The following is a 15,982-nucleotide window of genomic DNA, read 5'->3' on the forward strand; positions in this document are numbered from 1 at the left end:
CTAGAGATGGTTTCGCTCAAGGAAGTCCGCTAGCCGAAGTTGCCCGGCCGCCGGGGAGTAATGCTCCTCCCACCGCTGACGCCCGGCCTCGCCGATGGCTGCGCGCTCGTCTGACGATGCGGCAGCGACCTCGCTCAAAACCCGCGCGAGATCACGCGGATCACCCCTTCGCGCTACCCAGGGGTGGTCCGGCCCGACGACCTCCGGCAGGGCTCCCGCATCGGAGACGACCACCGGGACCGAGGCCGACATCGCTTCGGTCACCACGAGGCCGAATGCCTCGTCGGCGACGGATGGACACGCCAGCACATCAACAAGCCCAAGGAGCGCTGCGGGTTCGCTCCACCCCAACCGCCGACACGCCGGACCGAGTTCTCGAAGCGCGCTGTCGATCGGCTCGGTAGACGAGGCGTCGGAGAACCTTTCGGTACCGGCCACCACCAGTTCGACGGCCGCCCCAGTAGCGCGGAGTCGGCCGACTGCACCCGCGAGGTCGCAGACCCCCTTCTCAGAGGTCAATCTGCCGAGGAACCCGATCCTCAGGTCCTCATGGTCACGCGATCCTTGGGCCAGCACGACCTGCGGAGACCAGTTAGGAAGCGCCTCGGCGCCGAGGGCTCGTGCCAAAAAGGATGACGGCACCACCACTGCGCGGGAGCGAGCCCGCGCGATCTTCACGGCCACACGCTGCCCCCGGCTGCTGGGGAACCGGTGAAGGTGGATCACCCGGTCCGGATGACCAGCCGTCGCGACCGCCGGGACGAGACCGTTGCACCAGAGGGTCCCCTCCCGCTCCCCCCGGTCCCAGCGGCGCAGGGCCGCCATCCACTCGCGACGAGTCTCGGCCTGAAGGTCGACGACCGGGATCTGCCGTCTCGCTGCCTCCTGCGCTACCTCGCTACCCGTCGGAGCAACGATCTGCGTCCTGCGGCCGCTCGCCGCGACGGCCTCGGCCACCTGGAGCAGCATCACCTCTCCCCCGCCGATCTCGGCGTTGTTGGTAGCGACCGAGATCATGGACGACCGGGTGACCCGATGGCTGTGATCGAACTGCTCTCCTCCGAGGGCGGCGACGCGCTGGCCTTGACCGTGAGCACGTGTCTCATGGTCAGACCCAAAGCGATCCATAGCGGGAAGGCGAGGAGTGCCTCGCCGATATTCATCGCACACACCATCGCGGCGATCACGCCACCCTCGAGCCACGGCGCTCGCTTGTCGAAGGGGAGCCGGTGCGCCGCTAAGAAGACACCCACCACGAGTGTGATCAACACAACCATGGCGACGTACCCGCCTTCGGCTCGAATGGCCAAATAACTCGAGTGGTAGAAGAACAGGTCACCGTTGATGTCGACCATCGCCGAGCCAGCACCGTTGCCAAATACGGGGGCCTGAGCCACGTCCACCATTTCCTGGGCCTCGATCCGGGCCCGGAGTTCGTCACTGCCCGCGCGCTGAGCGAACTGGCCTGTCTGCTTCCACTCCTGCGGGACCGACTCGGTTGCCCAGATCAGGCCGCCGAGCAGAATGGCCCCGAATGTTGGTGACAGTCGCCTTCCGACGACGAGCCACAAAACCAGGATCGCTGCGGACAACCATGAGGTGCGAGAGTAGGTCTGCATCACCAAGAACGACAAGACCAAGATCACGGGGATCCGGATCGCCCACGTACGGATAAATGCCAGGCTCACCGCTCCATAGACGACGAGCAACATCCCGGCGACGTTCGGATCACCGAAGAGCCCGGTCAATCGGCCCACATACGCACTCTGCCCGAAGGTCAACAGACCCCACCCGCCGGCGATCCCCAGACCACCCAATAGCCCGAATCCGGCGGATCTCGCGTGGACTCGGCCGGAGGCGATGATCACGCTGAGGAGCACCACAATCCCTACGTGTCCGAGACGTCGCACGGGCGCCAAGCCGTTGATGTAACTCGAGTAGAGCAGGGTGAGCACCAGCAAACTGACGAGGCCCAGGAACCATGCCGGGATCTTCAGGTCACGATCGGGACGCCGTGTCAGGGCAATCAGCACGACGAGGACCGCGGCGGACTCGTTGAGCGGCAGATCGAATCCTGGAAGAGGGATCGTCTCTAGGGGGAAGAGGGCGAAAAGGAGCAGCTCGGGCCAGCGCAACTCCTCGGCGCGGCGCCGCGCAGCCGACTCCTCGACGCGCGAGCGCAACAACCCAGACTCGGACCACGCATGATCTTTGGCTATCGCCACGATGCCCCTCCATCGCCGATCAGCCGGGGCAGGACCCGCGCGAGGTGGTCATCGATTTGCTGGGCACAGGTCGCGGCAGCAGCCGGCCCACGCCGGTAGGGGTCGGAGATATCGTCTTGACGGGAGGCACGGGCACGAAGGGAGTGCACGCCGTGCACCAGGTCTCGCCCCACCCCTTCACCGACGCGCTCTACCTCCCGGGAGAACTGCCCGAGGGTGAAGGTTCGCGGAAGGAGCTGAGGCCAATCTTCGAGAATCCACTGCCGGTGCGATGTCTCGGCCGTCAGGATCACGTCGGCGCTCCGCGCGATGGATGCCGTCAATGGTTCGGAGGTGAAGCCCTCCGGGTCGCCGCCTCGCGTGGCCAGCTCGCTCGCCATCGCTGGGTCCATCGGCATGCCGTCGCGAGCGTGGGTGCCAGCGCTCACCACCTGCGCGCGCCCCGCGAGCAGGTATTCCGCCCGCCGGTGAGCGTATGCCGACCGGCAAATATTGGCCGTGCAGACAAAGAGCACGGTCATCGGTTCGCGGCTGGACGTCACACCCGCGATGGTAACTGGGCCCCTGACATGCCCGGTACCATTATTGAGCCCCCGGACTGCGCTTACGACGCACCATCACACCGCCATGAGGACCACGTGACTGTACTGGACTTCGTCCGCCTCACCCGGACCAACCTCAAGGTCATCGTCCTGATGACGCTGCTCGGCATAGCCCTCGCATACGCCTGGACTCTCACTCGTCCGGTGATCTACACCGCGTCCTCGACCGGCATCGTGCGGGCCGGCGACTCTGGCTCCGTGGGCGACATCATGGCGGGATCGAGCCTGGCGCTGAACCGGATGCAGTCCTATGCCGCGTTGGTCAATACCCGCGCGGTCGGGCGCGCGATGGCCGAGGAGCTCGGGACCGATGAGGACCCCGGGTCCCTCGCCGGGTCACTCGCTGCCTCCCCCAACGCGGCCGCGCCGATCTTGACGATCTCGGCATCGGCGGGCACTCCGGAGCAGGCCCAGGCACGAGCCGATGCCGCGGTGAAGGCCGTCGCCCTGGAAGGCAAGCGCCTCGATACGGGCGGCGACCTGGAGGCCAAGACGAGCGTCGAACTGGTGCCGCAGGAGTCGGCGATCCTCCCGACCTCTCCCACGTCGCCTAATCTGAAGATGAACCTCCTCGTCGGCGCTCTCGGTGGCCTGCTCGGGGGCTACGCCCTGAGCCTGCTCCGTCGGCAGTTGGACAGCCGAGTCCGGATTGCCTCGGATGTCGAGGCCATCACCGGAGTCGGCACGCTCGGAGTCATCCCCGAAACCGCCGAACTGCGCAAGAAGACTCGGGCACTCGACCGGATGGGCCCGGCGGCCGAAGCGATGCGCCACCTGCGCACCAACTTGCGCTTCGTCGATGTCGACAATCCGCCGCGTAGCGTGGTGATCACGAGCGCCACCCAGGGCGAGGGGAAGTCGACCGTCTCCACCAACCTGGCGCGGATGCTGGCGGCAGCTGGCCAACCCACCTTGCTCGTGGACGCCGACCTTCGCCGCCCCAATGTGGCGAATCTGCTCGATCTCGACGACTCGGTGGGTCTGACCCAGGTGCTCGCCGGCGACCTTACGTACAGCGAGGCGTGGCAGGACACCGACCAGCCTGGGCTGAAGGTCCTCACGGCCGGACGCGTGCCGCCCAACCCCAGCGAGTTGCTTGGCTCGCGCCGGATGGGCCAACTCGTGGAGGAGATGGGCCGCGACCACTTCGTCCTCTTCGACGCCCCTCCGTTGCTCCCGGTGACCGATGCCGGCCTGCTCACCACGCAGACCGACGGCGCCGTCCTCGTCCTGCACGTCGGCAAGACCCACAAGGAGCAGGCTGCCCTCTGCCGCAAGATCATCGAGCAGGTGGGTGGTCGTCTGCTCGGTACCGTCTTGAACCGCGCCAGCCGCAAGGGCATGGGCACGGTCGTCTACGGCTACGGGTACGGCTACGGGGGCTACCAAACGGGTTATGGTTCGGGCTACTACTCCTCGGGCAAGGACGATGATTCCGACGCCGGCCGTAGCAAGGGCAGCCGCGGGAAGCGCGGCAAGGGCAAGCGCGGCAAGAAGGCCTCGGTCTGACCTCTTAGGCCCCCCGGGAGCGGCGCCCTTCGTCGTAGAGAGCCGCAATCGATGCGCTCATCTCAGCGACCGACGGCCACGTCGGGTCGAGCATCGGGCGAGCCGCCGGTTCTAGCCCCTGCTCGATGAGCGCCGAGGCGACCGCGCTGGAGTCGTCGGCATCGACGAGGCACGATGCTGGCACGATCTCGGGATTGCCCCCCACGGGGGTCGCGACGACGCCGAGTCCCGCAACCAGCGCGTCGAGCAGGGAGTACGAGGCGTTTTCCCACACCGACAACTGAGCAAGCACGTGGGCCGTGCGCATCAGCTCCGGAGCGTCGACGTGGCCGGGCAGACTGACCAGGTCGCCGAGACCGAGATCATCGACCCGCGCCTCGATCTCCGAGCGAAGAGGCCCCTCCCCTGCGATCGTCAGCCGCGCCTCAGGGCGCTGCGCGGCGATCACGGCGAAGGCGTCGAGGAGCGCGTCGATCCTCTTCTCTGGGGCCAGCCGTGCAATCGAGACGATGTGCAGGCCGGACTCGCGGCGCGCAGGCTCTAGAGGCCGGTCGATCCCGTTGCGGATGACCGTGATGGGCGTTGAGGGATGCCACTTCGCCCGCATCACCCGAGCGGTCGACTCCGACACGGCGATCGCCGCGTCAGCTCGCCGCAAGCGAAGGTGATGCATCGCGGCCTTCGCCCGAGAGCGTGCCCGGGTGCCGTGATACACGAGGTCATCAGCCGCGATCCCGTGCTCGGTCGTCACGACCAGAGGACGGTCGCGCAGCGGGACCGCCGCGGCCACGACCACGTCGGCCCACGACAGGTGAGAGTGCACGACGGCGGGGCGCAGGGTTCGCAGGTGGTGACGCACGGTCGCGATGGAGGCGCGGACCCCTGCGTCGTGACCGAAGTCGTCGGTGAGGACCGGGCATCCGACGGCGCGCAGCCGCTCAGCGAGCGGACCTGGAGGGCAGAGCACCACGAGGCGGTACCCGGGGATCCCCGCCGAGGCGACGTCGAGGACATGGCGGGCCACTCCCCCGAGATTCGAGACCGGGACGACCCAGAGAGCGAAGGGGGTCGCGTGTCCCCCCTCGGCTAGAACCATGCTTCGAGTCGGTCGAGAGCGGTCCAAAAGCCCTCGCCGTTATTGACGTGGCCCTGCCAGATCTCGGGGATGAAGCCGACTCCCGGGGCGAGGCGATCCAGTTGCTCCGCCGCGATCGCCCAATCGATCTCGCCATCGCCGACCTGGACGCCCTCGCCGTCCACACCGGTCGCGTCGACGATGTGGAGGTGGTCGGTGTGCGGCGCGAGAAGCTCCACGGCCTGGGAGAAGGGCATCCCCCGGTGATTCGCGGCCAACTTCGAGTGGGAGAGGTCCAGACACAGGCGACGGTTGTAGCGCTGCGCCCAGGCGGCAGTGTCATCGGCGCCAACGAAAAGGTTGCAGTAGAGCTGCCCGCCCATGTACCAGGGGTACGGGGGGAGCGTCTGCGCGCACATCCGCACGCCTGCCAGATCCACCCGGTCGAGCCCGGCGGCGACTCGTGCGTACATGTCGTCGAGCTCATCGGCCGGTGCGAAGGCATCGCTGGTGAACCCTCCGAGGCTGCAGATCACGACCGGGTCGAGAGGTGCGCCGTCCCGGCCCGTCGGGGTCGTGAACCACTGCCCCATCGACCGGGTGATGTCGACGACCCGCTGGAGTTCGGCGATCGAGCGCTCCCAGTGGGCGTCATCGTCCGAGGCGAGGTTCAGTAGGAAGTCGCCCGAGAAGAGGTCGGGACTGTGGCACGCGTAGTGCATCGGCAGGGGCTCATCGAGACCGGCGAGGACCGTCGCCGGATCGATCTCGAGGTCCTTGTAGGAGAAGTGGAACTCCAAGAAGTCCGGCGTCGCGTCTTCGATCAGGCTCGGGTAGTCGTGGTAGCGCACCGGAAGGCCCCAGGGCCGCCGGAACTCGTACTGGCGGCCGCGGGCCACGGCATCGGAGAGGTCGGTGGCGTAGAAGAAGTCGCCGGCATCGATCGGCCGGCGCATGGTCCGCCCGACGAGTTCGCCCAGTTTGTTTGGCTGCAGACCGCGACCGGGCGACTTGATCTCGATGTCGGCGTCGGTTAGCACCTCACCGGTTTCGATCCGGCGGGTCGCGACCAAGGACTTAGCGAGATTGACCCGGTTCATCATCTCGCCGGTCGAGACCTCACGCGGCTCATCGGTGCCGAGCGACTCTTCGAGCTCACGGGTCTGGCGGACCATCGCCGCGAACTCGTGCGGCAGCAGCGAGACTTTATGGTCGTTGCCCTCCATGCCGCGGTCGATCGTGAAGTGCTTCTCGATGACGCTCGCCCCGAGCGCGATCGCAGCCAGGGGCACGTGATAGCCGCGCTCGTGGCCCGAGTACCCGACCGGGCACTGCCCGATCTCGGCGAGGCGGGCCATGTACTGCAGGTTCACGTCCTTAAAGGGCGCCGGGTAGGTCGACTGGCAGTGCAGCAGCGCGAAGGGGGCGCCGGTGCGGCGGATCACCTCGGCGCTCTCGCGGATCTCACCCTCGGTGGCCATCCCCGTCGAGGCAATGAGCGGGACCCCGTGGCTCCCGGCCTCGCGAAGAAGCGCGTGGTTGGTGAGGTCCGCCGACGCGATCTTGAGCGCGGGGACGCCGTAGTCGACCAGCGCCCGGACGCTCGGCGTGTCCCACGCTGTGCACATGACGGCCAGGTCGTGCTGTCCGGCGTGGTCAAAGACCTCGAAGAGTTCGTCATTCGTCAGGGACATCTTGGACAGCAGATCGAGCGTGTATTGCGGTCCGAGGTCTTCACCGGCACTCGCGCCGCCACCGCCTTGCCGGTAGAGAGCCTCCATGTCGCGCATCTGGAACTTCACGCAGTCGGCCCCGGCCTCCGCAGCCAAGTCGACGAGCTGCTTCGCGAGATCGATCGACCCGTTGTGGTTGATCCCGATCTCGGCGATCAGATAGGCGGGCTCATCGGCGCCGATAACGCGGCCCCCAATGCGCAACTCTGCGCTGCGATCGGTGGCGATCGCGACGAGATGCCCGCGCTCATCAACCAAGGGGATGCGGTCGATCCCGCGCCGGAAAAGCGGCGCGATCTCCTCAGGGGACGCGCCGAACGCGGCGCTCGTCACCTCGCGGTTCGCGATGGACCCGACCGAGACGGTGAGGTCGACGTCGGCCTGCTCCGAGACCCACCGGCGGAAGTCCCCATCAGAGAGGGCGCCCTGGAGCAAGCCGTGCTCGTCCAGGCAAAAGACGATCCGCGCGTGGTTCGCGGTGATCTTGTGGAGCGCGGCCAGCACCGAGTCGCCGGAGTACACGACGAAGGGGGTGAGGTTGCGGTCGATGTTCACGAGGGGGTGCCTTCCTGCTCCGCCGTCACGTCCTGCTCGGCGCGGGCGAAGGCGCGCCGTTGCGTTTCGAGGAGGAAGCCCTCGGTCAAGGTGAGGTCGATATCGGTATCGATGTCGACCCCTTCGATCTCACTCATCTCGAACAAACCGATCCGCCCTCCCAGGCGGTTGTGGTGCTGCTCATAGATCTCGGTCCGCGTCACATAGAGGGAACCGGTCTCCCGGTAGCGGAACTGGTCGTCGGTGAGGTCCTGGCGTCGCGGCCGCGCGTGCACCGGGTAGTCGGCTCGCGGCTCGTCGCCCGCCCACCAGAGGAAGGGGGCCTGTCGCACGACCCCGACGAGGGAGTCGAGGCCGCCGCGATCCAGTTGCTCGAGAGCCCGGTCGATCGTGCCCTCTTCGCGGATCGGCGACGTCGCTTGCAGCAGGACCACCACGTCCGGGCGCTCTCCCAGCGCAGCGAACTGGGCAATCGCGTGCTCGATGACGGGCTCGGTCGCGGTCGTGTCCTGCGCCAACTCCGCTGGCCGAAGGAAGGGGACCTCGGCGCCGGCGGCACGGGCCACCTCGGCGATCTCTGCGTCGTCTGTGGAGACGACCACCCGAAGCGCCGCATCGGCAGAGAGCGCTTGCTCGATCGTCCAGGCGATCAGGGGACGGCCCGCGACCGGGAGAAGGTTCTTGCGGGGGATCCCTTTCGACCCGCCACGAGCGGGGATAAGACACAGGGTGGACACGCCCCCCATTGTCGCCTGTTACGCCAGTAGGCCGGTAATCGCGGCAGCAATGGCCTGGGCCGGTTCCTGGTCCGGCAGGTCGGGAGCGGCGGTCGGCTCTCCCCCCCAGCGACTCATCCCGTACCGGTTCCAGAACTCCTCCAGCCACCTCGGCGGGTCCGGGTAGTAGACCCAGGACGGGACGCCCCGCGCCGCGGCCTCAATCACGCCCGTGGAGAAAGCGCTCACCACAGGGTCATTGACCCGCGCAAGCGGTTCCCCGCTTCGGTCGATCGTGATGCCAGAGCGCTCCCACCGCGTGTGATAAAGCCGACTGACCCGGTCGCGCTCCGAAGGGTGAGGCCGGTATCTGGCTCCGGTCATTCGGCAGAACGACTGCGCCGCCCTGGCTAACCCTCGACGCGGCAACTCTGCACCGTGTAGCTGCCCGAGGTAGAGAGCGCGGTCACCGATCGTCGGCGCTTGGGGCTCCCCCGCGGCTCGCCACAGCAATTGCGACCCGACGGTGTGAGAGTCGAGGTCGTCTCGCCCGCTTGCCCAATACTCGGCATCCGCGGCACTCCACGCGAGGAGCGTCGCCTCTCCGGGAAGCGGCGGGGCATAGGGAGTAAGTAGTCCGTGCTGAACGACGAGCCGGCGCGCTCCATGAGCCCGAGCCCACCGTTCAGCGCGTGCGCCGAGGGGCAGATAGTGGCCAGCGGAGAGGACTACCTGCACCTGACCCACAGATCGCGCCGCGGTGAGGTCTGAGCACGACTCCTCTTGCCAGGCAGCCGGCGGCAGGAGATCAATGACGGAGACCGGCGCCAGGACGGCCACCGATTCAGGTGCCAGCCAGGCGATCGGCCGCAGGAGCGCATCGACTGTGGTGGGCGAACGACTCTCGACCACGACGAGAACCTTGGGCTGCGAACCCGAAGAGGCGAGAAGCGCTGGCTCTTCGTCGCCGCGTCGGAGGAGGCGGCGAGCGGTCCCTTTGAGCTGCCGGACCGGATCCCGGCCCGCCTGCCATCGTTGCCAGGCCTCGAGGTCGCTCGGGTACTTCACGCCCATCGGCGCTCCAGCGCGGCCACGCGATGATCGAATGTGTGCTCGGCTGCCGTCCGTGCCTGGGCGGCCCGGCGGATCGATTCGGCGTAGGGCCGGTCAGCGCGGATTCGTGCGATCAGATCAGCGGCCTCGTCGGCCGTCTCGAAAGTCAGCACTTCACGGCCTGGCTCGTAGAGGCTCACGACGTCAGGCCGATCGACCAGCTGGACTCCGCCGACTCCGGCCGCCTCGAAGGTTCGCATAGTGAAGCCGTCTTGGTCACCGTGGATGTTCAGCGTCGCTGGCGAGCCAGCCATCACCCCATAGGCGTGCTCGCGGTCGAGGTCTCGGCCGGCCGGAATCGTCGGCGACCCGAGGCGCCACGTCCGTAGTCGGTCGACCAGATGACCGGACCAGTCCCTCCCGTAGGCCCGGACCGGTACCCCCTTGTCGACGAGGCCGCGGAGAAGAACCTCGCGATTGGGATAGCGGGCACCGACGAAACTGACCTCATCTGATTCTCGCGCGGTCCAGGTGGCCCTTGAGTCATACGCTAGCGGCAAGTAATCCGCGTCCACGCCCGCCGCCGCGAGGTCCCTAGCGTCGAGGGGGCTGTACGTCGCGATCGGCCCGATGGTCGCTAATCGCTCCGGGGTCCAGGTCGTCCGTCGCATCTCGTCGTAAAGCCACACGATCGAGGCGGCCCCGAGGTCCGCAACGGCCTGCCAGAAGTCGTCACCGAGACCGTCGCCGCGCACGATCACCACGACGTCCGGCCGGGCAGCCTTCAGGACGGCGACCGCAGTCTCGGTCATCTCGGCGGAAGCTCGGCGCGACCCCTCTTCCCCGCCGCGGCGGTCCCTCGCCTCATGGATGATCTTGTGTCGCGCTTTCGCCAAGGTTCCGGGGCGCTCGTCGTAGCGCCATGAAGTCACCTCATGACCCCGGGCGGCCAGTGCCCCGTTGATCGCTCGCCAATACCCGTGGAAGACCGGGCTGACCAGCAATACTCGCCGTCCGGTCACGAGGTGAGGCCCCGAGAGTCCAGCTCGTTCAGGGCCTGATCCCAGGCCTGAGAGGCGGCCCCTGGCTTGTCCCAGGACCAGGCGATGAAGTTCGCCACGGCATCCCCGCTGGTCCATTGCGGCGCTGGCGCACCCAGCGAGGCGCCATAGGAGAGGTCTGCGCACGCGTCGATGATGTCGCCCGCCCGGGTCACCTCGACATGCTCGATCGGGGCGTCAGACAAGGGCGATCCCGCGATGGCGTGGCGGGCCAACTCATTGAGGCTGGTGCGCACTCCCGTCCCGCTGTTGAGGACCCTGGGTGTCCCCACGTCGGCGGGGTGCTCCACCAGCCAGCCCAGCAGCGCGGCCAGATCCGCGACGTGGATGAAGTCACGGGTCTGGCTACCGTCGCCGTAGATCTGCAGAGCGCGGCCTTCGCGTAGTCGGGCGAGGAAGGCGGCGAGAACCCCGGTATACGGGTTGTGCAAGGCCTGGCCGGGACCGATGACGTTCTGGGGGCGGACGATTGAGACCGGCACATGGGGCGCCGCCACGTCGACGAGTTGCGCCTCACCATCGGACTTGGTCTGACCGTAGACCGACACCGGGTGGTGCGGGTCAGTTTCTAAGGAGTCCAAGGGAGTCGAGCCCTCTGGGCGCTCTCCGTACCCAATCGTCCCGTGAGCGGTGCGGTGACGCCCTTCGCCATAGACCGCGCGTGAGCTGACGGCTACCAGGGGTGCTCCCCACCGCACGCTGGCTTCGCCGGCAAGGCGGGTCCCGTCGACGTTGACTCGGACGTACCTGTCTTGCTCGTACATTGACTGCCCGGTACCCGTCTCGGCAGCGAGATGGATCACGGCATCGGGGCGAGGGACCTCACCCCAGACCCCCGGATCTGCGACATCGCCGACGATCACTTCACCCGGAAAGGTGGATCTCGCCGAGTCGGGGTCGAGGTGGACCTGCTCGCTCAGGGAGTCCAAGGCCACGAGTTCGTGAGCGGATGAGAGCCGTCGCGCAAGGTGCTGACCGATGAACCCTGCCCCTCCGGTGATGAGAATCCTCATCCCTGTCCTTCCGTTCCGAGAGAGCGTGCGGGTACTCCCGCCACGACCGAGCCAGCAGGTACGTCCTTTGTCACGACCGACCCGGCCCCGATCGTCGCACCCGAACCGATCCGGACCCCGCCGAGCACGATCGCCCGCTGGCCTAGGAAGACATCGTCCCCGATCTCTACCGGGCCGGTTGCCGAACTGTGTGCCCGGTCGGATCTTTGGTGGTCGGTCGTCGCGATGAACACCCCATCAGCGAGGACGCAACGTGCGCCGATTGTGAGGGGAGCGTCCGCATGGATATGGGCTCCGTGCCCGATGTAGGTGCTGTCACCGATGTGAAGGGGGCCCCGTCCCCCTTCGACCTGAAGCCACGCGCCAGCGAAGATGGCGACGTCACGACCAATGTCAATCCGATCCACCCCCCGAAGGAGCAGCGGGCGGACGATGACGCTGCGTTCGCCAAGATGACCGAAGGCCCGGCGGTAGACGAAGCGGGTCCGGAGGCGCCCAAGGTGCCAACGCACCGATGGCGGTGCCTCGACAACTTCTCGCGTAATCCGTCGGAGCATACGTCCAGCCTAGAGTTCCAGCCTGCTGAACCTCGAATACCGGCTAGTGAAGAGAGCCGGAGGGCCGTCAGGTGGAGGTGATAAGCGAAACTTCCTCCCGCGCCGTCGCCACCGGTGCAGTCTCGCGCCCCATTGCACGACGAACGAGATTCCACACGAAGTTCGCCCCGGTCGCAGCCATCAGCGCGGCAATGAGCCGACGATGCCCGCCCCATTTCCGGGCGTAGGTGAGCCGCGCTCCGACGAGCCATCGGCGGCGGAGGAGCGGGTCAGATGAACCCCCGCCCTCGTGCGTCACGCTCACGTGGCCTAAATACACCGACGGGACACCGGCCTGGCCTAACCGACGCTGCAGGTCAATCTCCTCACAGTTCATGAAGAAACGCTCGTCGAAACCTCCGACCTCACGGAATCGCTCGATCGGGATCAGCAACGCCGCGCCGACCAGCCAATCGACGGGGACAGTGTGCCCCGGGGTGGCCTGCACATCGTGGCCAACACCGCGGTGCCACCATCGACGTCCACGCCAGCGCGCCAGCGGCGTCAGCCACTCGATGACCTGGTGGGAGATCCGTGGGAAGCGGCGGCCGGTGTAGTCCGGCGCCCCGGACGGGGCCAGGATCGCCGGGCCCGTGACGGCCTCACCCCAACCGCTAGACCGCTCGACCATGGCGTCAACAAAGCCAGGCGGCAGGGTGAGATCGCTGTTCAGAATCAGCAGGTGCGAGCCGGTCGCGACGGCAGCGCCGGAGTTCACCGCCGCGCCAAAGCCGCCGTTGACCTCCCGCCGAACGACACGAATGCCCTCCGAGCCCCGCGGGAAGGGTATCGGCGAGCTGTCGTCGGCCACGATCACCTCGTGCAGGTGCCCATCTGCCCCCTCCGCGATCGACGTCGCGAGGGCGAGGGTCGGCTCGGGCCGACCGTAGTGCGGGATTACGACGCTGACCGTGACCTGATCTCCGCTGGGGTCTGTCGTGGCGCGCCGCACCGGATCAGGATACGTGTCGGTGGGCCACCGCATCGCCCATGATCGGGCACGATGTGGCCATGTCCGCTGACCAGTCGCCTCCCGCGGGACCGCGCGCGTCGGTGATCGTCCCCACCCACCACGGAGCGGGCCGATTGCCGGATCTCTTGGACGCCCTCGTCGGACAGGATGAGGGCGACTTCGAGGTCATCGTCGTTGTGGACGGGGCCGACTCCGTGGTCCTAGACGTCCTCGCGTCCTATCGTGATCGGCTGACCTTGACCACCCTCGTCAACGAGGCCAACGAAGGGGTCGGCGCGGCTTTGGCTCGGGGCTACGCCCGCGCGAACTCGCCCATCTTGATCCGCTGTGATGACGACATCACGCCGCCGCCGACCTTCATCTCGGGGCACCTGGCCTGGCACGAGGAAGGGACCGACCGCGGGATCGTCAGCGCGACCCGAGACCGCTTCGAGGACAGCGCGTATGCGCGCGGCTATGGCCGGTGGGCAACTGACGAGGGGTTGCGTCAAACCTACGCCCTTGCGCCCGACCAGCGGTGGTCGGCGTGGGCCGCCTGCAACTCGACCCGGCGTGACTCGTACGAGCGGGTCGGAGGGTTCGACTCCGACCTGACGTACTCCGAGGACCTCGACCTCGGGTACCGGCTCTGGCGCGGAGGGGTCGAGATCATCGTCGACCCCGCCCTGGAAGTCGTCCACCGCGGCCCGCTCACGACAGCGGCCCAGCGGGTGCGCCGCGCCTATGTCTCCGGGGTCGCTCGACGCGAGTTTTGGCGATGCCACCCGGCAGCGGCAGCCTCCGCTCATCGTGACGCAAGCGCTCGCCGCGCCCCACGCGAACGGGTCTGGGCGGCCCTCGTCGCAATGGTGGCGATGCTCGTCCGCTCTCCTCGCTCCGCGACTCGTCTGGGGGAGGTCGCCGACTGCGTCCTCGCCCGAGGCCCGCTTCGTATCGCGCGACGCGTGGTGGCTCTCGCCGTCCAAGCTAGCGGGCGCGCCGGGCGACGCGACTCCGCAGTTGCCTCGTGGGAGCGGGCGCGGGAGGCCGGGCTGCAGCCCACCCATCGATGACCTGGCGGCGCTAGGTCGGCACGATCCCGCGGCGACGCAGTTCGGCGGCCAACTCGGTCCACATGACGGTCGCGTTGAAGCGGCCGTGCACGTTGGCCACGCCCCCTTCGGCGATCCGGTCCCGGTACCGCAGGTCGCCCAGAGCGTGCAGGGCGCTACGCCAACCTTCGACGTCACCCTCATCGACAAGGACCGCGTTGACCCCATCCACGAAGTAGTCGCGCATCGCCCTGGTCCCCGTCACCGCAACCGCGCACCCCGTCGACGCCGCCTCCAATGCGACGCTCGACCCCGTCGGGTAGGCGAAATCCCTCGTCGGGACGGCGACCACCTTGGCGCGGCGCAGATAGTCGCGGTAGGTCGGAAGGGGTACCACGCCGTGGACCGTGACATTGGCCGGGATGCGCAGTCCCGCAAGGTTCTCCGGCTTGGTGATCACATCCAGCCGCAGATCCGTGCCATCGACCGCCGCAAAGAGCGTTGCGTAGTCCCGGCCCCGGTCCTGCCCTACCGCGAGCAGATCGATATCGCGCTCTCGGTCATCACTGACGTAGTACCGGTGCGAGATGCCATAGGTGACGGGGTATAGGCGCTCCGGCCCAATCCCGATCTCGGCAAAGATCTCGCTCTCGTGCGGCGACAGGTGGGTGATGAGGTCCACCCCCTTCAGCTGGCGGGCGATCGCCCGGCGCGTGCGGACATCCGCTGAGCGGATGTCGTCGGCGAGCCAGCAGGACCAGATCACGAGCGGGGTCCGGCTATAGGGAGGGATCTGTAGCCCCTTGAGGCGACCGGCGAGCAATCCCTGCTTCTCGAGCAGAGCCAAGACGAGGTCCGATTTCGCGATCGTCGGAGCGGCCCTGAGGGGACGATGGACCGCGAGTCCGCTGCGATGCTCGAGGACATCACGGATCTTGGTCCCGACCCGCCGCGGATGCGCATCGACGCCAAGCAGGTCAAAGCCGACTGCGCGCATCGCGTCAACCCCGTATGGCAACTCCGCCGGCACATCACCGCTAGCGAAGCGGCGACCCCACTCGCGTGTGTCGTGCTCGGTGAGCAGCACGGTTCGAGTCATGGTCGGGCAGCCTACCTCCGCCGCCCATTAGGATCGCACCATGCCATGGGCTGATCGCGCTCGCCGGGTCAAACATGCTGGATTCCTCGCAAGGAAGAGAGCCTACCGCGGCTATATCCAGGCTAGGGACCTCTCCTTCGCGGCCTACAACACGATCGTTCCATACCAATTCGACCCGGAGCAGCACAAGGATGCCTGGGGCGATTTCCCGCGGATGTACTTCCTCGACCGCGACCCACCACCGGGCGTGAGCGGCGACCGAAGTGTGCCTCGCCAGATTTTTACCTTATGGACCGGCGATAACGAAATGAGCCCCAATCGCATTGCTGGACTCACCTCGCTTCAGTCGCGCAACCCGGATATTCCAATCATTCACGTCACTCCTGATAACCTGTCGGAATATGTCGTGGACGAGCACCCAATCCACCCCGCCTATCAGCACCTGTCTCTCGTTCATCGCTCTGACTACCTGCGGGCCTACTTCATGCACCACCACGGAGGTGGGTATTCCGACATCAAGTCGACATCTCACTCCTGGACTGCAGCCTTCGACCGCATCACGCGCGAGAAGATCCTCTGGATCATCGGCTACCAAGTACCGAGTTCTTCCGCCTGCGGCGGACGTGATCCGCGGCTAGGTGTACCCGGCCATCAGGTTGGTAGCAGCGCGCCTGCTTGAACGAACGAGAACCTCCGAATGGGATGTGGCTTGTCGAAGGCCCACTCCAACCCGGAGGTTCT

General features: G+C 67.2%; 15 protein-coding genes. 3 read left to right on the plus strand and 12 right to left on the minus strand.

The window, feature by feature from the left end:
* The 3 genes from AB8K43_RS13850 to AB8K43_RS13860 are packed head-to-tail and all read right to left on the minus strand — an operon-like array spanning nt 1 to nt 2,767.
* On the minus strand, nt 1-1,017 hold the full coding sequence (locus tag AB8K43_RS13850) for a glycosyltransferase family 4 protein (RefSeq protein WP_370894793.1): 1,017 nt from the start codon (nt 1,015-1,017) through the stop codon (nt 1-3).
* Nucleotides 1,014-2,225, minus strand: a complete 1,212-nt coding sequence (locus tag AB8K43_RS13855) for an O-antigen ligase family protein (RefSeq protein WP_370894794.1) — start codon at nt 2,223-2,225, stop codon at nt 1,014-1,016. Before AB8K43_RS13855 ends, AB8K43_RS13850 begins: the two co-directional genes overlap by 4 nt.
* Nucleotides 2,216-2,767: a low molecular weight phosphatase family protein gene (locus tag AB8K43_RS13860; RefSeq protein ID WP_370894795.1), complete on the minus strand. Its 552-nt coding sequence runs from the start codon at nt 2,765-2,767 to the stop codon at nt 2,216-2,218. The genes AB8K43_RS13855 and AB8K43_RS13860 overlap by 10 nt, the downstream gene beginning before the upstream one ends.
* A gap of 96 nt (nt 2,768-2,863) precedes the next feature.
* Between AB8K43_RS13860 and AB8K43_RS13865 the strand changes: the two genes are divergently transcribed.
* Nucleotides 2,864-4,336 (plus strand): polysaccharide biosynthesis tyrosine autokinase, encoded by a 1,473-nt coding sequence (locus tag AB8K43_RS13865; RefSeq protein ID WP_370894796.1) that lies wholly within the window; start codon nt 2,864-2,866, stop codon nt 4,334-4,336.
* Between the two features lie 4 nt (nt 4,337-4,340).
* On the opposite strand, the gene AB8K43_RS13870 is transcribed toward AB8K43_RS13865, so the two are convergent.
* The 8 genes from AB8K43_RS13870 to AB8K43_RS13905 form a co-directional block, all read right to left on the minus strand.
* Nucleotides 4,341-5,432, minus strand: coding sequence for a glycosyltransferase family 4 protein (locus AB8K43_RS13870; RefSeq protein WP_370894797.1), 1,092 nt, complete (start codon nt 5,430-5,432; stop codon nt 4,341-4,343).
* The gene (locus AB8K43_RS13875) at nt 5,423-7,699 is read right to left on the minus strand and encodes an N-acetylneuraminate synthase family protein (RefSeq protein WP_370894798.1); all 2,277 of its coding nucleotides are present in this window, start codon (nt 7,697-7,699) and stop codon (nt 5,423-5,425) included. Before AB8K43_RS13875 ends, AB8K43_RS13870 begins: the two co-directional genes overlap by 10 nt.
* Nucleotides 7,696-8,436 carry an acylneuraminate cytidylyltransferase family protein gene (locus AB8K43_RS13880; RefSeq protein WP_370894799.1) on the minus strand — a complete coding sequence of 247 codons (741 nt, stop codon included), beginning with the start codon at nt 8,434-8,436 and terminating at the stop codon, nt 7,696-7,698. Before AB8K43_RS13880 ends, AB8K43_RS13875 begins: the two co-directional genes overlap by 4 nt.
* An 18-nt stretch (nt 8,437-8,454) precedes the next feature.
* A complete protein-coding gene (locus AB8K43_RS13885) occupies nt 8,455-9,489 on the minus strand; it encodes an RNA-binding protein (protein ID WP_370894800.1) in 1,035 nt (344 codons plus the stop codon).
* Nucleotides 9,480-10,280: a glycosyltransferase gene (locus AB8K43_RS13890; protein ID WP_370894801.1), complete on the minus strand. Its 801-nt coding sequence runs from the start codon at nt 10,278-10,280 to the stop codon at nt 9,480-9,482. The genes AB8K43_RS13885 and AB8K43_RS13890 overlap by 10 nt, the downstream gene beginning before the upstream one ends.
* Before the next feature lie 206 nt (nt 10,281-10,486).
* On the minus strand, nt 10,487-11,542 hold the full coding sequence (locus AB8K43_RS13895) for an NAD-dependent epimerase/dehydratase family protein (protein WP_370894802.1): 1,056 nt from the start codon (nt 11,540-11,542) through the stop codon (nt 10,487-10,489).
* Nucleotides 11,539-12,099, minus strand: a complete 561-nt coding sequence (locus AB8K43_RS13900) for a DapH/DapD/GlmU-related protein (RefSeq protein WP_370894803.1) — start codon at nt 12,097-12,099, stop codon at nt 11,539-11,541. Before AB8K43_RS13900 ends, AB8K43_RS13895 begins: the two co-directional genes overlap by 4 nt.
* A 67-nt stretch (nt 12,100-12,166) precedes the next feature.
* Entirely contained in the window at nt 12,167-13,090 is a 924-nt protein-coding gene (locus AB8K43_RS13905; RefSeq protein ID WP_370894804.1) for a glycosyltransferase family 2 protein, read from the minus strand.
* A gap of 59 nt (nt 13,091-13,149) precedes the next feature.
* Between AB8K43_RS13905 and AB8K43_RS13910 the strand changes: the two genes are divergently transcribed.
* Nucleotides 13,150-14,163 carry a glycosyltransferase family 2 protein gene (locus tag AB8K43_RS13910; RefSeq protein ID WP_370894805.1) on the plus strand — a complete coding sequence of 338 codons (1,014 nt, stop codon included), beginning with the start codon at nt 13,150-13,152 and terminating at the stop codon, nt 14,161-14,163.
* Between the two features lie 10 nt (nt 14,164-14,173).
* Here the strand turns inward: AB8K43_RS13910 and AB8K43_RS13915 are convergent, their stop codons facing one another.
* On the minus strand, nt 14,174-15,241 hold the full coding sequence (locus AB8K43_RS13915) for a glycosyltransferase (RefSeq protein ID WP_370894806.1): 1,068 nt from the start codon (nt 15,239-15,241) through the stop codon (nt 14,174-14,176).
* Between the two features lie 40 nt (nt 15,242-15,281).
* Here AB8K43_RS13915 and AB8K43_RS13920 point away from each other — a divergent pair, with 40 nt between their 5' ends.
* Nucleotides 15,282-15,920, plus strand: coding sequence for a capsular polysaccharide synthesis protein (locus AB8K43_RS13920; RefSeq protein WP_370894807.1), 639 nt, complete (start codon nt 15,282-15,284; stop codon nt 15,918-15,920).
* Nucleotides 15,921-15,982: the final 62 nt, after the last annotated feature.

Source organism: Janibacter sp. GXQ6167, from assembly GCF_041365945.1.
Taxonomy (GTDB): Bacteria; Actinomycetota; Actinomycetes; order Actinomycetales; family Dermatophilaceae; genus JBGFSK01.